This is a genomic window from Picosynechococcus sp. NKBG15041c (genome assembly GCF_055380235.1).
The window spans coordinates 178,087-195,442 of the sequence record NZ_AP040363.1 but is presented as its reverse complement, the minus strand read 5'-3'; the positions used below and the strand labels follow the sequence as shown (position 1 = coordinate 195,442).

General features: G+C 49.2%; 20 protein-coding genes. 9 read left to right on the top strand and 11 right to left on the bottom strand.

The genetic code is table 11. From position 1 onward, the window contains the following. Positions 1-2: 2 nt before the first annotated feature. The 4 genes from ACZ45B_RS00940 to eno form a co-directional block, all read right to left on the bottom strand. The gene (locus ACZ45B_RS00940) at positions 3-1,073 is read right to left on the bottom strand and encodes a tetratricopeptide repeat protein (RefSeq protein WP_081699630.1); all 1,071 of its coding nucleotides are present in this window, start codon (positions 1,071-1,073) and stop codon (positions 3-5) included. Between the two features lie 191 nt (positions 1,074-1,264). Further along, positions 1,265-2,326: a recombinase RecA gene (gene recA / locus ACZ45B_RS00935; protein WP_024545374.1), complete on the bottom strand. Its 1,062-nt coding sequence runs from the start codon at positions 2,324-2,326 to the stop codon at positions 1,265-1,267. A gap of 338 nt (positions 2,327-2,664) precedes the next feature. Beyond that, positions 2,665-3,501: a ribosome biogenesis GTPase YlqF gene (ylqF, locus tag ACZ45B_RS00930; RefSeq protein WP_024545375.1), complete on the bottom strand. Its 837-nt coding sequence runs from the start codon at positions 3,499-3,501 to the stop codon at positions 2,665-2,667. Positions 3,502-3,659: 158 nt separating this feature from the next. Continuing rightward, a complete protein-coding gene (gene eno, locus ACZ45B_RS00925; protein ID WP_024545376.1) occupies positions 3,660-4,952 on the bottom strand; it encodes a phosphopyruvate hydratase in 1,293 nt (430 codons plus the stop codon). 374 nt (positions 4,953-5,326) lie between these two features. Between eno and rbfA the strand changes: the two genes are divergently transcribed. The 4 genes from rbfA (at position 5,327) to ACZ45B_RS00905 (ending at position 8,157) form a co-directional block, all read left to right on the top strand. Further along, complete coding sequence (gene rbfA, locus ACZ45B_RS00920; protein ID WP_024545377.1) at positions 5,327-5,788, top strand: 30S ribosome-binding factor RbfA; 462 nt, start codon at positions 5,327-5,329, stop codon at positions 5,786-5,788. A gap of 5 nt (positions 5,789-5,793) precedes the next feature. After that, positions 5,794-7,392, top strand: coding sequence for a glycoside hydrolase family 3 N-terminal domain-containing protein (locus tag ACZ45B_RS00915; RefSeq protein WP_024545378.1), 1,599 nt, complete (start codon positions 5,794-5,796; stop codon positions 7,390-7,392). 185 nt (positions 7,393-7,577) lie between these two features. Continuing rightward, positions 7,578-7,826 carry a DUF4327 family protein gene (locus ACZ45B_RS00910; RefSeq protein ID WP_024545379.1) on the top strand — a complete coding sequence of 83 codons (249 nt, stop codon included), beginning with the start codon at positions 7,578-7,580 and terminating at the stop codon, positions 7,824-7,826. A gap of 88 nt (positions 7,827-7,914) precedes the next feature. After that, positions 7,915-8,157, top strand: coding sequence for a DUF4327 family protein (locus ACZ45B_RS00905; protein WP_024545380.1), 243 nt, complete (start codon positions 7,915-7,917; stop codon positions 8,155-8,157). Between the two features lie 142 nt (positions 8,158-8,299). Here the strand turns inward: ACZ45B_RS00905 and ACZ45B_RS00900 are convergent, their stop codons facing one another. The 6 genes from ACZ45B_RS00900 to ACZ45B_RS00875 form a co-directional block, all read right to left on the bottom strand. Continuing rightward, entirely contained in the window at positions 8,300-8,683 is a 384-nt protein-coding gene (locus ACZ45B_RS00900) for a hypothetical protein (protein WP_024545381.1), read from the bottom strand. Between the two features lie 89 nt (positions 8,684-8,772). Continuing rightward, on the bottom strand, positions 8,773-9,129 hold the full coding sequence (locus tag ACZ45B_RS00895) for a hypothetical protein (protein WP_024545382.1): 357 nt from the start codon (positions 9,127-9,129) through the stop codon (positions 8,773-8,775). A 95-nt stretch (positions 9,130-9,224) separates the two neighbouring features. Next, the gene (locus ACZ45B_RS00890; protein ID WP_024545383.1) at positions 9,225-10,025 is read right to left on the bottom strand and encodes an ion transporter; all 801 of its coding nucleotides are present in this window, start codon (positions 10,023-10,025) and stop codon (positions 9,225-9,227) included. A gap of 12 nt (positions 10,026-10,037) precedes the next feature. Continuing rightward, entirely contained in the window at positions 10,038-10,232 is a 195-nt protein-coding gene (locus tag ACZ45B_RS00885) for a heavy-metal-associated domain-containing protein (RefSeq protein ID WP_024545384.1), read from the bottom strand. A gap of 212 nt (positions 10,233-10,444) precedes the next feature. Continuing rightward, the gene (locus ACZ45B_RS00880; protein WP_024545385.1) at positions 10,445-11,134 is read right to left on the bottom strand and encodes a peptidoglycan-binding domain-containing protein; all 690 of its coding nucleotides are present in this window, start codon (positions 11,132-11,134) and stop codon (positions 10,445-10,447) included. A gap of 48 nt (positions 11,135-11,182) precedes the next feature. Then, positions 11,183-12,472 (bottom strand): M16 family metallopeptidase, encoded by a 1,290-nt coding sequence (locus tag ACZ45B_RS00875; RefSeq protein ID WP_024545386.1) that lies wholly within the window; start codon positions 12,470-12,472, stop codon positions 11,183-11,185. A gap of 117 nt (positions 12,473-12,589) precedes the next feature. On the opposite strand from ACZ45B_RS00875, the gene ACZ45B_RS00870 reads away from it, so the two are divergent. Continuing rightward, the gene (locus ACZ45B_RS00870; RefSeq protein ID WP_051352907.1) at positions 12,590-13,363 is read left to right on the top strand and encodes a biotin--[acetyl-CoA-carboxylase] ligase; all 774 of its coding nucleotides are present in this window, start codon (positions 12,590-12,592) and stop codon (positions 13,361-13,363) included. Positions 13,364-13,439: 76 nt separating this feature from the next. Further along, the gene (locus tag ACZ45B_RS00865) at positions 13,440-14,105 is read left to right on the top strand and encodes an SDR family oxidoreductase (protein WP_024545388.1); all 666 of its coding nucleotides are present in this window, start codon (positions 13,440-13,442) and stop codon (positions 14,103-14,105) included. A gap of 12 nt (positions 14,106-14,117) precedes the next feature. On the opposite strand, the gene msrP is transcribed toward ACZ45B_RS00865, so the two are convergent. Beyond that, entirely contained in the window at positions 14,118-15,095 is a 978-nt protein-coding gene (msrP, locus tag ACZ45B_RS00860) for a protein-methionine-sulfoxide reductase catalytic subunit MsrP (protein WP_024545389.1), read from the bottom strand. A gap of 128 nt (positions 15,096-15,223) precedes the next feature. Here msrP and ACZ45B_RS00855 point away from each other — a divergent pair, with 128 nt between their 5' ends. Genes ACZ45B_RS00855 through ACZ45B_RS00845 form a run of 3 tightly spaced genes read left to right on the top strand, consistent with a single transcriptional unit; the run spans position 15,224 to position 17,336 of the window. Further along, positions 15,224-16,477, top strand: coding sequence for an MFS transporter (locus ACZ45B_RS00855; protein ID WP_024545390.1), 1,254 nt, complete (start codon positions 15,224-15,226; stop codon positions 16,475-16,477). 27 nt (positions 16,478-16,504) lie between these two features. Then, the gene (locus ACZ45B_RS00850) at positions 16,505-16,807 is read left to right on the top strand and encodes a hypothetical protein (RefSeq protein ID WP_024545391.1); all 303 of its coding nucleotides are present in this window, start codon (positions 16,505-16,507) and stop codon (positions 16,805-16,807) included. Positions 16,808-16,838: 31 nt separating this feature from the next. Next, complete coding sequence (locus ACZ45B_RS00845; RefSeq protein ID WP_024545392.1) at positions 16,839-17,336, top strand: 2TM domain-containing protein; 498 nt, start codon at positions 16,839-16,841, stop codon at positions 17,334-17,336. The last annotated feature ends 20 nt before the right edge of the window (positions 17,337-17,356 follow it).

Sequence of the window (17,356 nt, the reverse complement as noted above, 5' to 3'; positions counted from 1 at the left end):
ACCTAACTATTAATTTCGGCGATTAGGGCTTCAGCACTGCTGACACCTTGGCGATCGCCCCGGGTTTGGTAGAGGTTAAGGGCGGTTTCGAGAGCAGTGAGGGCTTCGCGGGAACGGTTACGACGCTGGAGAGCAACGGCGAAATTATAAAATGCACCGGGATCCGTGGGGACTAATTCCGTCAGGGCACGGTAGGCCATGATCGCATTGATGTAGTCCTGGGCTTTCATGGCCGCTGAACCGAGCAGCTTTAGGGCTTCAATGGATTGGGTATCGACAAAGCTGGCTTGCTCATAGGCGGTGATCGCCTGGGGCAGCAAATTTTGCAATTCATACATTTTGCCAATCCGGATCTGGAATTCTGCATCCCGCATCCGCAGTTGCCGTGCTTCTTCGAGGAGGGCGATCGCCTGGCTAGAATCATTTAGACCAAACCAGGTCACTGCCGCTTGAATCCGTAGTTCAGCATCGTTGGGCCGTTGGCGCAAAAGATCCGGGAAGAGGGCCGCCGCTTCTTGGTTGCGCCCCAATTGCAAGAGACTATGAAGACTATTTTGGAGGGCGATCGCATTGCTTGCATCTTTTTCGAGCACTTTCCGGTAGGCCACGAGCGCTTCTGCAAAATCTCCTAAGCGAAACTGCACCGTCGCTAAACCGAGGCTGTGGGAAAGATTGTTCGGCTCCAGTTGGTTCGCCTGTTGGTAAGCAGAGATGGCACGGCGGTAGTCACCACTTTGACCGAGGCTAAACCCAAGGGCATTAAAAAATTCTGCGTTGTTACCCTCGAGTTCCGTTGCCCGTTGGTAGGCGATCGCCGCTTCTTGATAGTTTTCCAGTTGAGCAAGGGCATAGCCGAGGGCCCCATAAATCCGTGCATCATCCTGCTTGAGGTTCAAAGCTTGGCGATAGCTTTGGACGGCTTGGGCAAAATTCTGATTTTTGAGCTGTTCATTTCCCTGTTCGAGGAAAGCATTGAGCTGCTGCGCATTGGCCCAGGTGACTTGGGGGGTGAAAACACCGAGGGCGATCGCCATACCACAGCCGACTAACCAACGAGAGAAAGGAATACCCATAGTAAACGTAACGTTTTTTTTCAAAATGACGCATCCGATTCTAGCACGTCACAAAAATATGCTGTCTTTCTTGCCAAAACCTAGAGCAGACAGAAAAACACAACAAAATAAGGATGCCCTGAAAGCATCCTTGAATCTCATGAGTTACTATCAATCGTCACATTCACCCACAATGACCACAACTAGAAAAATTATTCTTCGCCCAATTCTTCTTCGGTCGCGTTGTTTTGATCATCTCCAAAGCTCATGGCACTGATATCGAGATTTTCCCGCACTTTTTGGGTGACAATTGCGGCCAAATCCGGATTATCTTCGAAATATTTCACCGCATTATCTCGGCCCTGGGCAATATTTTCACCTTCGTAGCTATACCAAGCCCCCTTACGGTTCACAATACCCGTCTGTTCTGCCAGATCGAGCATACAGCCAACGCTAGAAATTCCCTTGCCAAAGATGATGTCAAATTCTGCAATCCGGAACGGAGGCGCTACTTTATTTTTGGCCACTTTGACTTTAGAGCGGATGCCAAATTCCCCTTCACTACCTTTTTTCAGCGTCTGGACCCGCCGGATATCAAGGCGTACCGAAGCATAGAATTTGAGGGCGGTTCCCCCGGTGGTCACCTCAGGATTACCGTAGCTGATGCCGATTTTTTGCCGCAACTGGTTCAGGAAAATCACCGTACAACCAGAACGGCCCATATTCCCAGCAATTTTCCGTAGAGCTTTACTCATTAGGCGCGCTTGGAGGCCCACCTGGACATCGCCCATTTCCCCTTCGATTTCTGCCCGGGGCACGAGGGCGGCTACGGAGTCAATAACAATGAGATCCACTGCCGAGGAGCGCACCAGTTGGTCGGCAATTTCAAGGGCAGATTCACCGTTATCGGGTTGGGCGACTAAAAGGTTTTCGATATCGACCCCCAAAGCGGCTGAATAGGTGGGATCGAGGGCATGTTCTGCATCGATAAAAGCAGCGACACCCCCGGCTTTTTGGATTTCGGCGATCGCATGGAGGGCGACGGTGGTTTTACCAGAACTTTCGGGGCCATAGATTTCAATAATTCTCCCCCGGGGAAACCCACCTCCCATCGCTTGATCTAGGGTGAGAGCACCACTGGGAATGGTTTCTACCCGCATCTGGGCGGCATCTCCCAACCGCATAATCGCCCCTTTACCGAAGTTGCGTTCGATTTGACTCAGGACGAGATTTAGGGCTTTTTCTTTGTCGGGATTATTGGTGATGGCTGACATGACTACCTCGATGGACAGGGCATAATGGGCAAAGAATTTTTTTGATTCTAAGTGCAACCGTACTTATGATATCGCAATTTTTAAAACCTGAGTTTGGCAAACTGCAAAAATAAAGAAGCTGCATTGGAATTAAGCTCACCCAGGAGCCGAGAAATCCTGATGGGCAACCATATCTAGGACCAAAATTGTTTTAATGGGACAAAATTTGCCGGCGTAGAGTTGAAAAATTTACGCTTGCGACTAGCGGGGAAGCCTCCAGCAAGGAGCCTCTAGAACACAAGTTTTTTCTCTGTCATGGTGATCGATCTATTGTTTACCCAAGAGAGGCGATCGCCTTCCTAGGTGGGTAACTCTAGGGGAATTTGACCAAGCATCCCCCTGCGAAATTCATTAAGCAGGGTCACCGCACTGCGTTCGATATCACCCTGGAAGCGGTGCTGGCCCAGGGCAATGACATAATCTTCTCCAGACATATCCAACGGATCCAAGTCATAGCGCTGAGTGAGGTGGTGTTCAAGGTTTAGTTCGACCAGCAAATCCACCATCGCTGCGGCTACCAATTGATTATCATAGGAAGCAGCGCCAATATCTTCACAAATGGCTAGTTTTACGGCATTTTCTTGGTCATCTAACTTCCAAGGAATAACCCCAGGGGCATCAAGCATTTCGATTTGATCCGAAATTCTTACCCAGCGTAGTTGTTTGGTTACACCAGCTTTTCGGGCACTTTCGACGACTTTTTTCCCGACTAAACGATTAATGAGAGCCGATTTACCCACATTTGGTAAGCCCATCACCACAGCACGCACGGGCCGGGGCCGCATCCCCCGAGAAATCCGGCGATCATTCATCGCTTTCCCTGCAATTTGGGCTGCTTTGATCACACCTTTGATGCCTGTGCCCTTTTTGGCGTCGGTGAAAACAGGCTGAATTTTTTGGGCTTGATACCAGTCCCGCCATTGACTGAGGACTTCGCTGGGGATCATATCTCGCCGGTTAATTACCACAACCCTTGGTTTTTCGCCGATCCATTCATCAACTTGGGGGTGATGGGAAGCAAAGGGGATACGGGCATCCAATACTTCCAGCACCACATCGACGCGGTTCAGTTGTTCTTTGAGTTGGCGTTCGGCTTTGGCAATATGGCCGGGATACCATTGGATCGGTTGGGGCATGGGCAGGGGTCGATAGAGCGCTTCTTATCATAACGCCTTGGGTTCAACCAAAAATCTTCCTAGGCGATCGCCCCAGCAATTTTTCATAAAAAAAGACCACAGAACTTTGCACTGTGATCTTAAAAAAACAAAACTTTTTTTTACGCAGGGGCGAAGCCCTAGAACTGGGGGCCAAGACCCACTTTCGGGGCATAAACCGCGCGATCGCCTAGTTCATCCTCAATGCGGAGGAGGCGATTATATTTTGCGACTCGCTCACTACGGCAGAGAGAACCCGTCTTAATTTGACCCGCACGAGTGGCAACGGCGAGATCGGCGATCGTGGTGTCCTCTGTTTCCCCAGAGCGGTGACTAATTACCGATTGGTAGCCATTGCGAGTTGCCAAATCGATAGTTTCGAGAGTTTCAGTGAGCGTGCCAATTTGATTGAGTTTGATCAAGACTGCATTGCCAGCTTTCTGCTCAATACCCTTTTGGAGACGCACTTTATTCGTAACAAACAAATCATCCCCGACCAGCTGCACCTTGTTCCCAATTTTTTCGGTCAAAGCAGTCCAGCTAGCCCAATCATCCTCATGGAGGCCATCTTCAATGGAAACAATGGGATATTTTTCCACAAGATTCGCTAGGTAATCAATAAACTCAGCGGGGGAGTGGGCCGCACCGTCATAAGTATATTGACCATCTTTGTAGAACTCACTGGCCGCAATATCGAGGGCGAGGGCCACCTGCTTGCCGGGTTCATAACCAGCTGCTTTGATGGAGTCTACAAGAATTTCCAGGGCCTCTTCATTAGAGCCGAGGTTCGGGGCAAACCCCCCTTCATCACCGACCCCTGTCAATAGACCCTTACTGTCGAGGACTTGGCTGAGGGCAGCAAAAACCTCTGCCCCCCAGCGGAGCGCTTCCTTAAAAGAATCTGCTCCCACGGGTACAATCATAAATTCTTGGAAATCAACATTGTTTGCCGCGTGAGCCCCACCGTTGATCACGTTCATCAGCGGGACGGGGAGAACATTTGCTAAGGGGCCACCAAGGTAACGATATAGAGGTAAGGCAAGTTCAGCCGCTGCTGCTTTGGCGGTGGCCAAAGAAACCGCCAAAATCGCGTTAGCCCCCAGATTAGACTTGTTGTCAGAGCCATCCCGGGCAATCATGGCATAGTCGATCGCCGCTTGATCTAAGGCATCTTCCCCTGTTAGTTCCGGCGCAATTTTTTCCTTCGCATTCCGGACTGCTTTTAGTACTCCTTTTCCGCCATAGCGGGCTTTGTCATCATCCCGTAGTTCATGGGCTTCAAAACTACCTGTCGAAGCACCACTAGGAACCTGGGCGAGGCCCACAGCACCACTTTCTAGGCGCACTTCTGCTTCGACGGTGGGACGACCTCTGGAATCTAAAATTTCTCTAGCATCGATTGCTTCGATAATTGCTTCGGATTTATCCAGCATTTGGGATTACTCACTGACCATTGATATTCAGGTATTAAACATACCCTGTTCTGGAGGATTTGTTGCTTTTTTAGGGCTAATCTTTGGGGACAATGGGCCGTTGTCAAGGTTCAGGGATATATCTTGATATTTTCTTTAGGTTTAGGGGACAGATTGGGGGGTTTGTCCGAAGCAGTTGAAGGGTAGGCTTTTTTCAAGATAAACTGAGGGCGTTGTTAGGCTGCCCCACCAATCCCAAGCAGGCTCTAGAACTTGAGAAATAGCTGCTTGACTTTTTGAAATTTTCCTTCGTTGGTAGATTATCTAAGGCAAAGTTGAAACCGTTGGTGGCATGATAGACACAGTAGGGCGCAGGGTTTTAGGAGAGTTGAGTTATGGCAAATGATCGACGGGTGTCTAAGGTGTCTTCTCTGATTAAGCGGGAAGTGAGCTTGATGCTTTTGCAAGATATCAAAGATGACCGGGTGGGTGCGGGGATGGTCAGCATCACCGATGTGGAAGTGTCTGGGGACTTGCAACATGTCAAAATTTTTGTGAGCATTTATGGCTCTGAGGCGGCACGGGCAGAAACCATGGAAGGTCTCCAAGCGAGTCGGAGTTTTGTGCGACGCACTCTAGGGCAACGGGTTCGCCTCAGACGATCGCCTGAAATCTCTTTTGTGGAAGACCGGGCACTGGAAAAGGGCGATCGCATGATTCAATTTATCAACCAGTTGGAGATTAAGCCGCCAGAAGCTTTCGAAAATTTGGAGGGCTACGCAGAAACCGCTGATTTGAACGATGGCTTTGATGGGGACGACGATGGGGAGGCCTTCGCTTCTGAGGAGATGGTGTAAGGTCCTTGGTCACCCCACAATTACCTCCAGTTGACTCTCTGTCTCTACGCCAGGCGATCGCCCAGATGATCGTCGTGCGTGCGTCCGGCCATTGGTTTGATGACGAGCGGCCCTATCCCCAGTGGGAAGCGGATCAAGCTACCCTCCAGCGCTGGCTCCAGGCAGGGGTTGGTGGTGTTATTTTGTTGGGCGGGAGTGCCGCAGAGGTGGCTTACAAAACCCAACAACTACAAAGTTGGGCGGCGGTTCCGTTGCTGATCGCTGCCGATATTGAAGAAGGGGTTGGTCAACGGTTTTCTGGGGCCACAGAATTGCCGCCCCCCATGGCCCTAGGCGAAATTTGGGTCAAAAATCCCCAATGGGCGATCGCCTTCGCCGAAGCTATGGGAGAAATCACCGCCCAAGAAGCTTTAAGCATTGGGATTAATTGGGTTTTAGCGCCAGTGCTAGACGTGAATAACAACCCCGATAATCCCGTTATCAATATCCGCGCCTTCGGAGAAACGCCGGATCAAGTGAGCGACCTGGGAACCGCCTTTATCCGAGGCGCCCATCGCCATGCCGTACTAACCACCGCCAAACATTTCCCTGGCCATGGTGACACTGCCACCGACTCCCATCTCACCCTCCCTACCATTCCCCACCCAGCAGAGCGTTTAAAAACCGTAGAATTGCCCCCCTTCGCCGCGGCGATTCAAGCCGGGGTTGATGCGGTGATGACCGCCCATTTACAGATTCCAGCCTGGGATGACACCTATCCAGCAACCCTGTCGAAATCCATTCTCACGGGTCAACTGCGCCACAACCTCAAATTTTCTGGCTTGATTGTCACCGATGCCCTGATTATGGGAGGCGTGGCTCAATTTGCAGATCCTGATACAGTGGCGGTGCAGGCGATCGCCGCCGGAGCCGACATTCTTTTGATGCCATCTGATGTGGATGAGGCGATCACTGCCATTGAAAAAGCCATCAGGGGCGGTCACCTCCCCCAACATCGTATTTACGAATCTGTGGGCCGCATTTGGCAAGCCAAACAAAAAATTCTTCGCCAAAATAAACTGATATTTCCCCTGGGGATCAATCGAGATCAAAAAAAGATCCAGAAAACCCTGGGTGACATCCTTCAAAATGCCCAGAAACAGTCAACAACACCCACAAAATTGTCGGCTTTTCCTGACAAATCAGCCCGCAACTTAATCATTGTTGATTCGACATTAAAAAGCTCTTTCCTACGGCCCAACTGTCCGGCGATCACCATCCCCCAACACCATGGTTATGAACCAGAAATTATTGAATTAAAAACCTTACCTAAACTACAGCTCACGTCAGAACCGACGCTGGTGCAATGCTTTCTCCGGGGCAATCCTTTTACCGGAAAATTAATCGATCCCGTCCAGGCGATCGCCCAAATCGCGGCCCAAATTCCGTTACAAGGCGTCGTCTTCTATGGCAGTCCATACTTTCTCCCTGCTTTACAAAAAGCCCTGGGAGACATTCCCTGGTGGTTTAGCTATGGCCAAATGGCGATCGCCCAAGCGCAGATCTGTCAGTCCCTTTGGGAAAGCCCCCTCCAGCCAATCACCAACGCCACAGAATTCATTTAAAATGCCCCGATCATTAAAAGCAAACTATAATCAAACCCTAATAATTCCTTCTTACATTACTTAAAGTTTCGCTAAAAGTATTATTGATAAGTATTGAAATATACAGTGTTTTTTGTATAGCAATGCCTTGCAGAATCCAATAAAATAAGCATGGAACAACCATTAGCCACCAAGAGGTAACTCTTATGTCCACCACAGCGATGCCTCCGGCGTTTCCTACCCCGAAACACTTTTCCATTGACATGCTTAGAGACGAAGCTCGCCAGCTTGTTGAATTGGGCACAATCGATTGCAGCCAGCCCATTTACGTTCTTTGTCAATTTATTCCGGCCCGAGAATGGGTTTGGGTCGAGTGCGAACTAGAACGCAATGGTTTCCTGCTCCGGGATCAAATCGCCGATCTCAATCCAGCCCAATGCTGGTCCGATGACTAAGCAACCCCAACCAAATGTCGCTCAGCATTTAACGACATCATTTCAGACCATGATTTCTGGCCTTACCGTAATCTTTGGATGAAGCCCCATGACCCAATCAACTTTCATGTTGCCATCGCCCTTCTTCTTTTCCCTAGGGCAGATCCGTGATGAAGCACGACAACTCGTTGACCAAAATCGCGTTAGTCGGCGGCAGCCCCTCTACAGTCTTTGTGAATACATTCCCCCCCGGGAGTGGAGCTGTGTCGAAGTAGAATTAGAACGTTGTGGTTTTCTCCTACGAGATTGTGTGGGAGATCTCCTTGGGGGCGAACGCTGGGACAATGATTAGCGTTGGTTTATTTCGTCCATATCTCACTTAAAAAATTTTCTCCACTGAAAAGCATAAAAATAGGGCAGAACAGACCTGCCCAGAGCATTATCGTCATCGCGGTTTGTTTTTGAGCGATAAAAAGACTTAAGCTAAAAAAGAATTAATTCTCCCCTTGGTTATCTTGGCGTAGAGCCGCAAGCTCACTTTTCAAAGTGATGATTTGCTCTGTCAGATTTTTTAATTCCGTTTGCAGTTCGCCATCTTTTACTTCGGTGGCAGTGGTTACGATTTCTTGATCACCAGGTGCCCCCGCCGTTTTACCCTGTTGGAAGATCTTTTCAAGAAATTTCCGGGCTTCTTGCTCTGTCATTTCACCCTTTTCAGACCACTCCTCGGCACGACTTTGTAGCTCTGTCCGAAATCCGGTGATCGTGACTTCCCGCTTCATTGGATCCTGGATGGTTTCAACGAGGGTTGCGGCTGCTCCCACAGTGACGTGGAACCCTTTTTGGATCAGTTCAAGAAAGTTTGTGGATGTACTCATGGCAACAGTCCTCTCTAGGGAAGGATAAATTAGAAATTAGAGATTGCATGGTTTAGACCTAGACTAGCGCACTGACACCAAAACGGCTGTTACCTTGAGAACGATTCTGCCTGGGCCAGGTAATTATCTAAGTCTTCGACAAGACGAGGAAGTTCAGCTTCGCTGGTCAAGCGAATTTTTTCATCGCGTAGGGTAATCAACACTTTGGCGGCGAAGGGACTAGGGTAAATATTTGGGTTACAAAAAATCTCTAAGAAAAGATCCCCTGTATATTGATATTCCATCGGTTTTTGGGGCTGGGGGCGCTTTTTTAGATCTCCACCATTGGCGATCGCCTTCATGCTATCCATAAGTTGTGAGATCTCTCCTTTGAGTTCTTGGGCAGCAGTAGAAGGAAATTGAAAACTAACAGAACCTTGTAATAAATTGAGCACAAAAAGCATGATTTAATGTTTGGATTTGAATGATATTTTCATCATAGGAATTTCTTTTTACTCCGCCAACTTTTTAGTGTTTTTTTATTGAGTAATGTTCCTAAATGCTAACTTAAAGTTTCTCCTTTAAGCGCCGTACCACATCGCTTACAAAATTGTGCATCTCGGTCATGGAAAGCAAGGCCACATTTCTGACAGCTAACCTCTTGCTGACCAGTACTTTTGATAAATTGTCGAACCAGATCTCCCAGTTGCCAAGGAATCACGATAATCCCAGTTAAGATCATCACTAAAGTCACAATCTTCCCGAGATCGGAAATGGGCGTTTTGTCTCCAAAGCCCACAGTAGTCATAGTCACCACTGCAAAATACAAAGCATCTAAAAAATTGCCAAACACTGCCGAATTTACATCATGTTCTACTTGGTAAATAAGACCAGAGTAAACAAAAACAATCGTAAATAAAGTGAGAAGAATTCGGCTGAGAATAATACTATCTTCTGCTTGGATGTTGAGAATAGAAATCTCTAGACGAAAAAAACGAATTAGCCGGAGCAGTCGAAACCAACGGAATAATCGAATAAAGCGAATATCTAGAAACCCTAAAAATAGCGGGGCGATCGCCAGAAGATCGATCAATGAAAAAAGACTAAAAACGAACTTGCGCAGGTCTGCCGATCCTAAACAACGGCAAAGATATTCTAGAACAAAAATAATTAAGATCAGCTTGTCTAAATAATCTAGATACTGGGAGTAAGGCTGGGGCAGTGGATAGGTTTGGGCCACAAAAATCCCCGATGAAATGAAAATAAGACTGCAAAGACTGATATTCAGAAACCGCCCTAAGCCGCTGTCAAAATCATCAAGGGCATGACCCAGTCTCAACCACCAGGGAAATTCCTGTTCCATGAATATTAGAATTTAGTTAGGGTTATGACCAGCTTGGACGATAAGCTCTTTGACTTCTGCCTCGGAAAGTACCGTTTCTACTGCGACGGTTTTCGCTGCAACATCGACCGTAACTTGGGCTTGAGCATCTTGATTTTGAATCGCTTTAGTGATGGTCTGGCCACAGACTTCACAGGCGATACTCGATACAGCAATCTTAAAACTCATAGATTATTTTACTTAAAGCTTATTTTTGTACATGTTAGCAGCATCTTAAAAGTCTGCATTTATTATTTTCTGCTGATGATAAGGTCATTGCTGTTTTACATTATAAAAAAGTTGATACTTCTAAAAATGTAAAACAGCATTCTTGTTTATTTTTCCCCCTAGGGAGTTGGGGTGGGTAATACTGATAACCCAGGTCAGTCTAGGCTCGACTGTTATTGGGCTAAAAGTTTAGCCCAAGTTTGAGCCCCAACAATGCCATCCCCATCAATCTTCAAAGCTGTTTGGGCAGCAATCACCGCAATACGGGTATTGGGGCCAAAAATACCATCGATCGCCCCCCGATAGTGCCCTAAAGCTTGCAGGCGGGTCTGCAATAGTTTGACTGCGTCTCCATCCATGCCCTCTTTGAGGAGGGGTAAGCTACTGGGATCTGGATTATCCGTCGTGGTTGCGGCGGCGACGGGTGTTTGATTCGCAGGCGTTGTGGCGGTGGCAGGCGCTGTTGTGTCAGCAGTACTCGTGGTGGTGGTCGGCCTGCTTTGGGTTTCAGGGGTGGCCTCCTCAGGTTCAGGTGCTGTAGCTGGGTTTGCCGCAGCACTAGGGGGATTGGCATTGGTCGCAGGCAGTAGGGCCTCCCAGGTGGCGCGATCCATTACACCTGTTTGGGGGATATCCGCAGCCCGTTGGAACTGATAAACGGCAATTACGGTGGCTTCGTCGTAGGTTCCTGTCGCTTCACCACTGTAATAACCCAACAGGCGTAGGGTTGTCTGTAATTCGCCAACGGCTGCACCCGTGCTGCCAATGCGGAGTTCGGGTCGGGGCGTTTGGGCCAACACTAGACCACCACCGAAGAAGAGTGTGGATAAACTAAGACTTAAAAGGATTTGACGAATAAACATAGCTATTTTTGATTTCGATAGATTAGGGCGATCGCCTTATATCGTTTTCTACGATAGTTGAATGTCTTGGACGAGGGAAAGAGCTTCCTGGGGGCCAACAACGACGATGTAAGGCTGTTGGAAATGACGCTGGGCCGCTTGGTGAGTTTCAGCGGTAGTGATTTTTTCTACATGGGACCTAAAGGCTTGGTCAAAGTCAATGCCAAGGCCGATACTCTCATACCAGCCGAAAATCTGGGCTAACTCGGCATTCGTTTGCTTGCCGAGGGCGTATTGACCCAGGAGTTTATTTTTTGCCACCTGCAAATCTACTTCAGCCAGGGGTGCCGCTACCAGCCGTTGCATTTCGTCATAAAGACCTTGGAGGGCGATCGCCGTATTTTTGGGCGCTGTGCCGATGTAGGTGATGAATTGTGATTGAGCCAGCCGAGTCGGGAAAAAAGCGGACACATCGTAGGCTAAACCCTGCTTTTCTCGCAGTTCCACAAATAAGCGACTCGAAAGACCATTCCCCAGATAGGTGCTCAACAGTTTCAGAGCAAAAAAATCATCATCGGCTACCGTCCCTGTGAGATAACCCAGAATAATAATTGCCTGTTGACTGTCTTTTTCCTGTCGCCAGAAGCCTCCCTGGGGAACCAAAGCCGGAATTTCTAAAGGTGGTAAGGGCTCTGGAGGATTTTGCCAATCCCCTAGGGTCTGTTCGGCGATCGCCTCCGCCTGCTCTAAGGTGATGCGACCCGAAAGACTAATGACTAAATTATCCGGGCGAAAATGTCGTTGATGGGCCTGACGTAGATCTTCTGGCGTTAAACTTTGTACCGTTGTTTCTGTGCCGAGGATCGACTGACCATAAGGATGTTGGGGATACATCTGGCCCCGGAGCAGGTCGTAGGCCACATTAAAAGGCTGCTCCTGTTGGGAACGAATACTCTGTAGGGTGATTTTGCGCTCTAGCTCTACTTCCTCTGGCGGAAAAGTAGGTTCCCGGAGAATTTCGGCCATCAGCTTAAAAATCGTCTGAAAATCTTTCGTCACCGTTTTTAGACTAAGGGCTACATAGTCACTGGAAGCGCTGGCCCCGAGACTGGCTCCGATCGATTCTACCTGCTCAGCAATCTCCACCGCACTGTAACGGCGGGTCCCCTTGGTGATCACCGCTGCCATCAGATGAAACAGTCCTGCTTGGGCTAGGGTTTCCCAGCATCCTCCCGCCTGGGGAAAGAACAAACGGCCTGCGACCAAATCCGCTATGGGATTTTCGGTCACAATTAGGGTAATGCCATTGCTAAGGACGGTGCGGTGAGTCATTTGGGTAGAAGCAGAGCTGGCAACCATGGGCAGATAGGATGTTTGCAGAGGTGGAAGTTGGCGCTTTACTTTAACAAATTCCCGGCGTGGGGGGCGGTGCAAAGCAAGCTATTGTGAAAAAAGCGATAGAAATATTTACCAACTGTGTTTCAGCCTGACGCGATTGAAGTTGCCCTAGGGACTTTGTTTCCTACTAAAGAAACGATTCCCATCGAAATTTTTCAAGACGTTGATTCTACCAATGCGCTGCTTTGGCGGCGCTATGGGGCACAACAACCAATGCCTCGGGTGGCGATCGCCTTATCCCAGACGGCAGGCCGGGGCCAATGGGGACGCACCTGGACTTCGGAACCAGGTGGGCTCTATTTGTCGATATTGTTACCCATAGAGCTGCACCCCCAGGTAGCCTATAGCCTCACCCTCGCCAGCGTTTGGGGGATTGTGGCAAGGTTGCAACAATCAGGAATTCCCGTACAAATCAAATGGCCTAACGATCTTTTGTTGTGTGGCAAAAAACTCGGCGGCATTAAAACCGAAACAAAAATTTCCCAGGGAAAAATGAGTGCGGCGGTGGTTGGGATCGGGATTAACTATCAAAATCCTGTACCACCTCCGGGAATTAACCTCGCACAATTTTGGCAAGGAGATATGAAAATTTCAGGCGATCACCTGGCGGCTTTGGTGATTGCTGGGATTTTGCACGGTAGCCAAACATTAGCCCAAGGTTCCATGGCAGAAATCTTGCCAGACTATCTCAAACATTTCAAAAATTTGGGCGAAACCATAACCTACGAAAACCATCAAGGGGTGATTACTGGGGTGAACGAGAAAGGAGAACTTTTACTGAAACTTGTTGCGCCCGGGGCCAGCAGCATTATCAAAATTCCCCCTGGGCAGATTTCCCTCGGCTATGAATAATGCAGCTCTAAATTTGACTTTCTTGGTGAAGCTTGCCACACTGCAAATCGTTGTCTCAAAACAAGCATAAAGCAAGATGAAAACCTATCTGATCACTGGGGCCAATCGAGGGATCGGCTTGGAATATTGCCGCCAACTTCAAGCCCAAGGCGATCGGGTCATTGCCGTTTGTCGCACCCCTTCCGAGGAACTGTTGCAACTGGGCATCACGGTTAAAAGCGATGTGGATCTGACAAATCCTGATGCAGTACAACGCCTTACTCAATCGCTTCAGGGGGAAATGATTGATGTGCTGATTAACAATGCCGGCATTTTAGAGCGAGTTGATTTAGAAAACTTAGATTGCGATAGTATCCGTCGTCAATTTGAAGTGAATGCGATCGCCCCATTGCGTTTTACCCAATCCCTTTTACCAAATCTGCAAGCCGGCTCTAAGGTGATCTTGATGACCAGTCGCATGGGTTCCATTGAGGACAACACCTCCGGCGGTTCCTACGGCTACCGAATGTCGAAAGTCGCCCTGTCCATGGCCGGAAAATCCCTGGCGATCGACCTGAGGCCCCGGGGCATTGCCGTGGGCATTCTCCATCCTGGTCTTGTAAAAACGCGGATGATCAATTTTCGCGAAGATGCCATTAGCCCGGCGATCGCTGTGCAAGGGCTGTTAGACCGCATTCAGGCACTCAATCTCGAAAATACAGGCACTTTTTGGCATGCCAATGGGGAGATTTTGCCCTGGTAGGTGCGTTTTGACTTAACTGTAGAGGCTGGCGACATATTCCCCATAACCGTTGTAGGGCAATGTTTCCTTCAGTTCCCAGCTGAAATCAGGGGTATTGCCGATAAATTTTTCGGTGGCTTGGGACCAGCGGGGATGGGGCACGTCCGGCTCCACATTGGCTTCAAATTTGTACTCATGGCCATCAATCGTATTCCAATAGGTGGCCGGTTGCTCGGCGAGAAATTCAATTTTGACGATGGACTTTGCCCCTTTAAAGCCATATTTCCAGGGCAGCACCATCCGCAGGGGCGCTCCATGCTGTTTCGGCAGATCATGGCCGTAAATCCCCAGGGCGAAAAAGGCCAGTTCATTATTCATTTCTTCGATCCGCAGTCCTTCGGTGTAGGGCCAGGGCAGGCCGCCCAAATGAAAGGTGGGACCGGTGGTAATCGCTTCGTCGTAATAGCTGGTAAAGCGAACAAATTTTGCCTGGGCGGTGGGTTCAACGGCTTTAATCAATTCGCGCATCGGAAAGCCAATCCAGGGCAACACCATCGACCAAGCCTCCACGCAACGGAAGCGATAAATGCGTTCTTCGAGGGGAAATTGCGTTTTCAGGTCGTCGATATCGTAGGTTTTCGGGTTGTTCACGAGGCCGCCCACTTCCACTTGCCAGGGCTTCGTGGGGAGACTCTGGGCGTTTTGCCAGATGCCTTTAGTGCCACCAAATTCATAGAAATTATTGTATTGACCTGCAAAAAGTTCTTTGGTGATTGGGCGATCGCCGATGGTCTGAAAGGCGGGGTTTGTGGTGACCTTCAGTTTTGGTAAATCGAGGGTTTGGCGCAGGGCATTGTACTGCTGATCCTGGGACTGGCAACTGGCGAGACCAATGCCGACGCCGGCCCCGAGGAGGGTCTTGATAAATTTGCGGCGGTTCCAATACACACTTTCTGTGGTGACCAAATTTTCGGCAAGGGCGTAGGCAGGGGGAACTTTAAACAGCACCATAGCGGCTCAGGATCAACAACGATAAATACCGTCTAAAACTCTAGCGCATTTCGCTGGGTGGGCTTTTAGGCGGCTTTATTTACATTCCTTTACAATTAAGATGGGCTCATTAGAAAGGGTAAATTTCGGTGAAAGTTTTTGGGCAGTTAGAAGCGGATACCCGGCGTAATTTTATTTTTCTCTTTATTGCAGGCCTAGGCTTTTGGTTGAGTATGACCAGTCTTCTGCCTGTGCTTCCTGCCTATATCCAGGATTTGGGAGCAACAGACCAGCAGGTGGGTTTTGTGATGGGCTGCTTTGCCATTGGTCTGATTTTGGCCCGGACTCGCCTCGGTCGGATGGTGGATGAGCAGGGTCGCAAACGGGTGATCTTAATCGGTGCTGCGGTGGTGGCGATCGCCCCTTGGGGATATATTTTCTTGAACTCCATTCCCCAGATGATGCTTTGGCGGGCATTCCATGGCATTAGTATTGCCGCTTTTACGACGGGCTATAGCGCGTTAGTCGTCGATTTAGCCCCAGAGCGGAACCGAGGAGAAGTGATTAGTTACATGAGTTTGGCGATTCCCCTGGGGATGTCCATCGGGCCAGTGGTGGGTGGTTACCTTCTGGGCAATGTCCCCTATCCAGTGATTTTCATGGTGTCTGGGGTTTGTGGGGTTGTGGCCCTGCTGTTAGCCATTCAAACCAAAGAAGCGATGCCCACAGACCCTGCGTCCGCAAAACAGCCATTGACAGCCCTCCAGACGGAGACAAATCGAGATTATTGGGAGCTATTTCGCCATAAAGGGCTTTATATTCCGTCGCTCATTATGCTCTGTATCGGCTTAGTGTTTGGTGTTTTAGTGACTTTTTTGCCACTGTATATCCGCGATCTGGGTTTAGATTTTAATGTCGGGCTGTTCTATGGGGCGGCGGCCATTTCTAGCTTTACCAGCCGTCTGTTGGTGGGGAGAGCTTCCGATACGATCGGCAGGGGGCTATTTATCAGCGGTAGTCTCCTCTGCTATACGGTGACGATGTTAATTCTCAATAATGCCCTTAGTACTTCGTGGTTCATGATGGCGGGGGTGATGGAAGGTTTGGGGGCAGGCACGCTCGTCCCGATGATGATTGCCTTGATGTCGGATCGCTCCTCTAGTGCAGAACGGGGTAAAGTGTATTCGATTTGCATCGGTGGTTTTGATGTGGGCATTGCCCTGGCGGGTTTATTTCTCGGTACAGTCACCCAGTTGGTCGGCTATCAGGGGATTTTTGCGATCGCCTCTGGTTTGGCCTTCTTTTCGTTCTTTATTTTCCTGACCCTTGGCAATGCTCAGATCGAGACTTCTCTCAAATTTGCCCTGGGTCGCACGGGCGATCGCTACGCCCAAAAATTCTAAAATCAGCAATATTGCTCACAGTTTAAGATGAAACGCCCTGAACCTTTCTCTTTGCCTCCCCTGGCTCCCTACGAAGATCGTTTGCTCCATGCCCTCGCTTTTTTTCGGACGGGCCGCGCTGTAGAAACCCAAGCCCACCATTGCCTGTCGATGTACCTGCGCCAAGGGGAAAGCCGGGTGATGGGGGAAGTGGGCTTCTATGCCAAGTTACTCAATATGGACGTCGATGACCTGCTGGAATTGATTTATACCCAGCCGGAGCAGGCCCAAGGTCTTTTGGCAGAATATGGGGCGATCGCCCCGGTCGCAGAGGAAAATCATTCGGCATAATGGAAAGAAACCATTCCGTTGCAATGCACAGATGAGCGCACCCCAAGGGCCAGAGACTTACCAAGTTGAAGATATCCAAGCTATTCTCCAGTTGGCGATCGCCCGCCGGGACACCGAGAGCGAACTGACCCGCACCCAGCTCGAAGAAATTGCCGCCGATCTGGGCATTCCCCAAACGGATCTGGTCGCAGCGGAACAGGCTTGGCTAGATCTCAAGGTAGAAACCACCAAAAAGCAAACGTTTAATCTCTATCGCCGTCAACTGCTCAAAACCCGCGTCATCCGCTTCAGCATTATCAATAGCTTTTTGGTTGGCCTGGATGCCCTAGATACTGGACATCCTTCCTGGTCTTTGTATGTGCTGTTGTGCTGGGGAATGTTCTTTAGCCTGCGCAGTTGGCGACTGTGGCAAACCAGTGGCACCGATTACGAAACGGAATTTCAGAAATGGGACCGTAAAATGCAACTCAAGGAATCTGTCCAAACCCTCTGGCAGAAAACCCAGGAATTTCTTAAGGGCATTTCCTAAATTTTTAAAATAGATAAAAG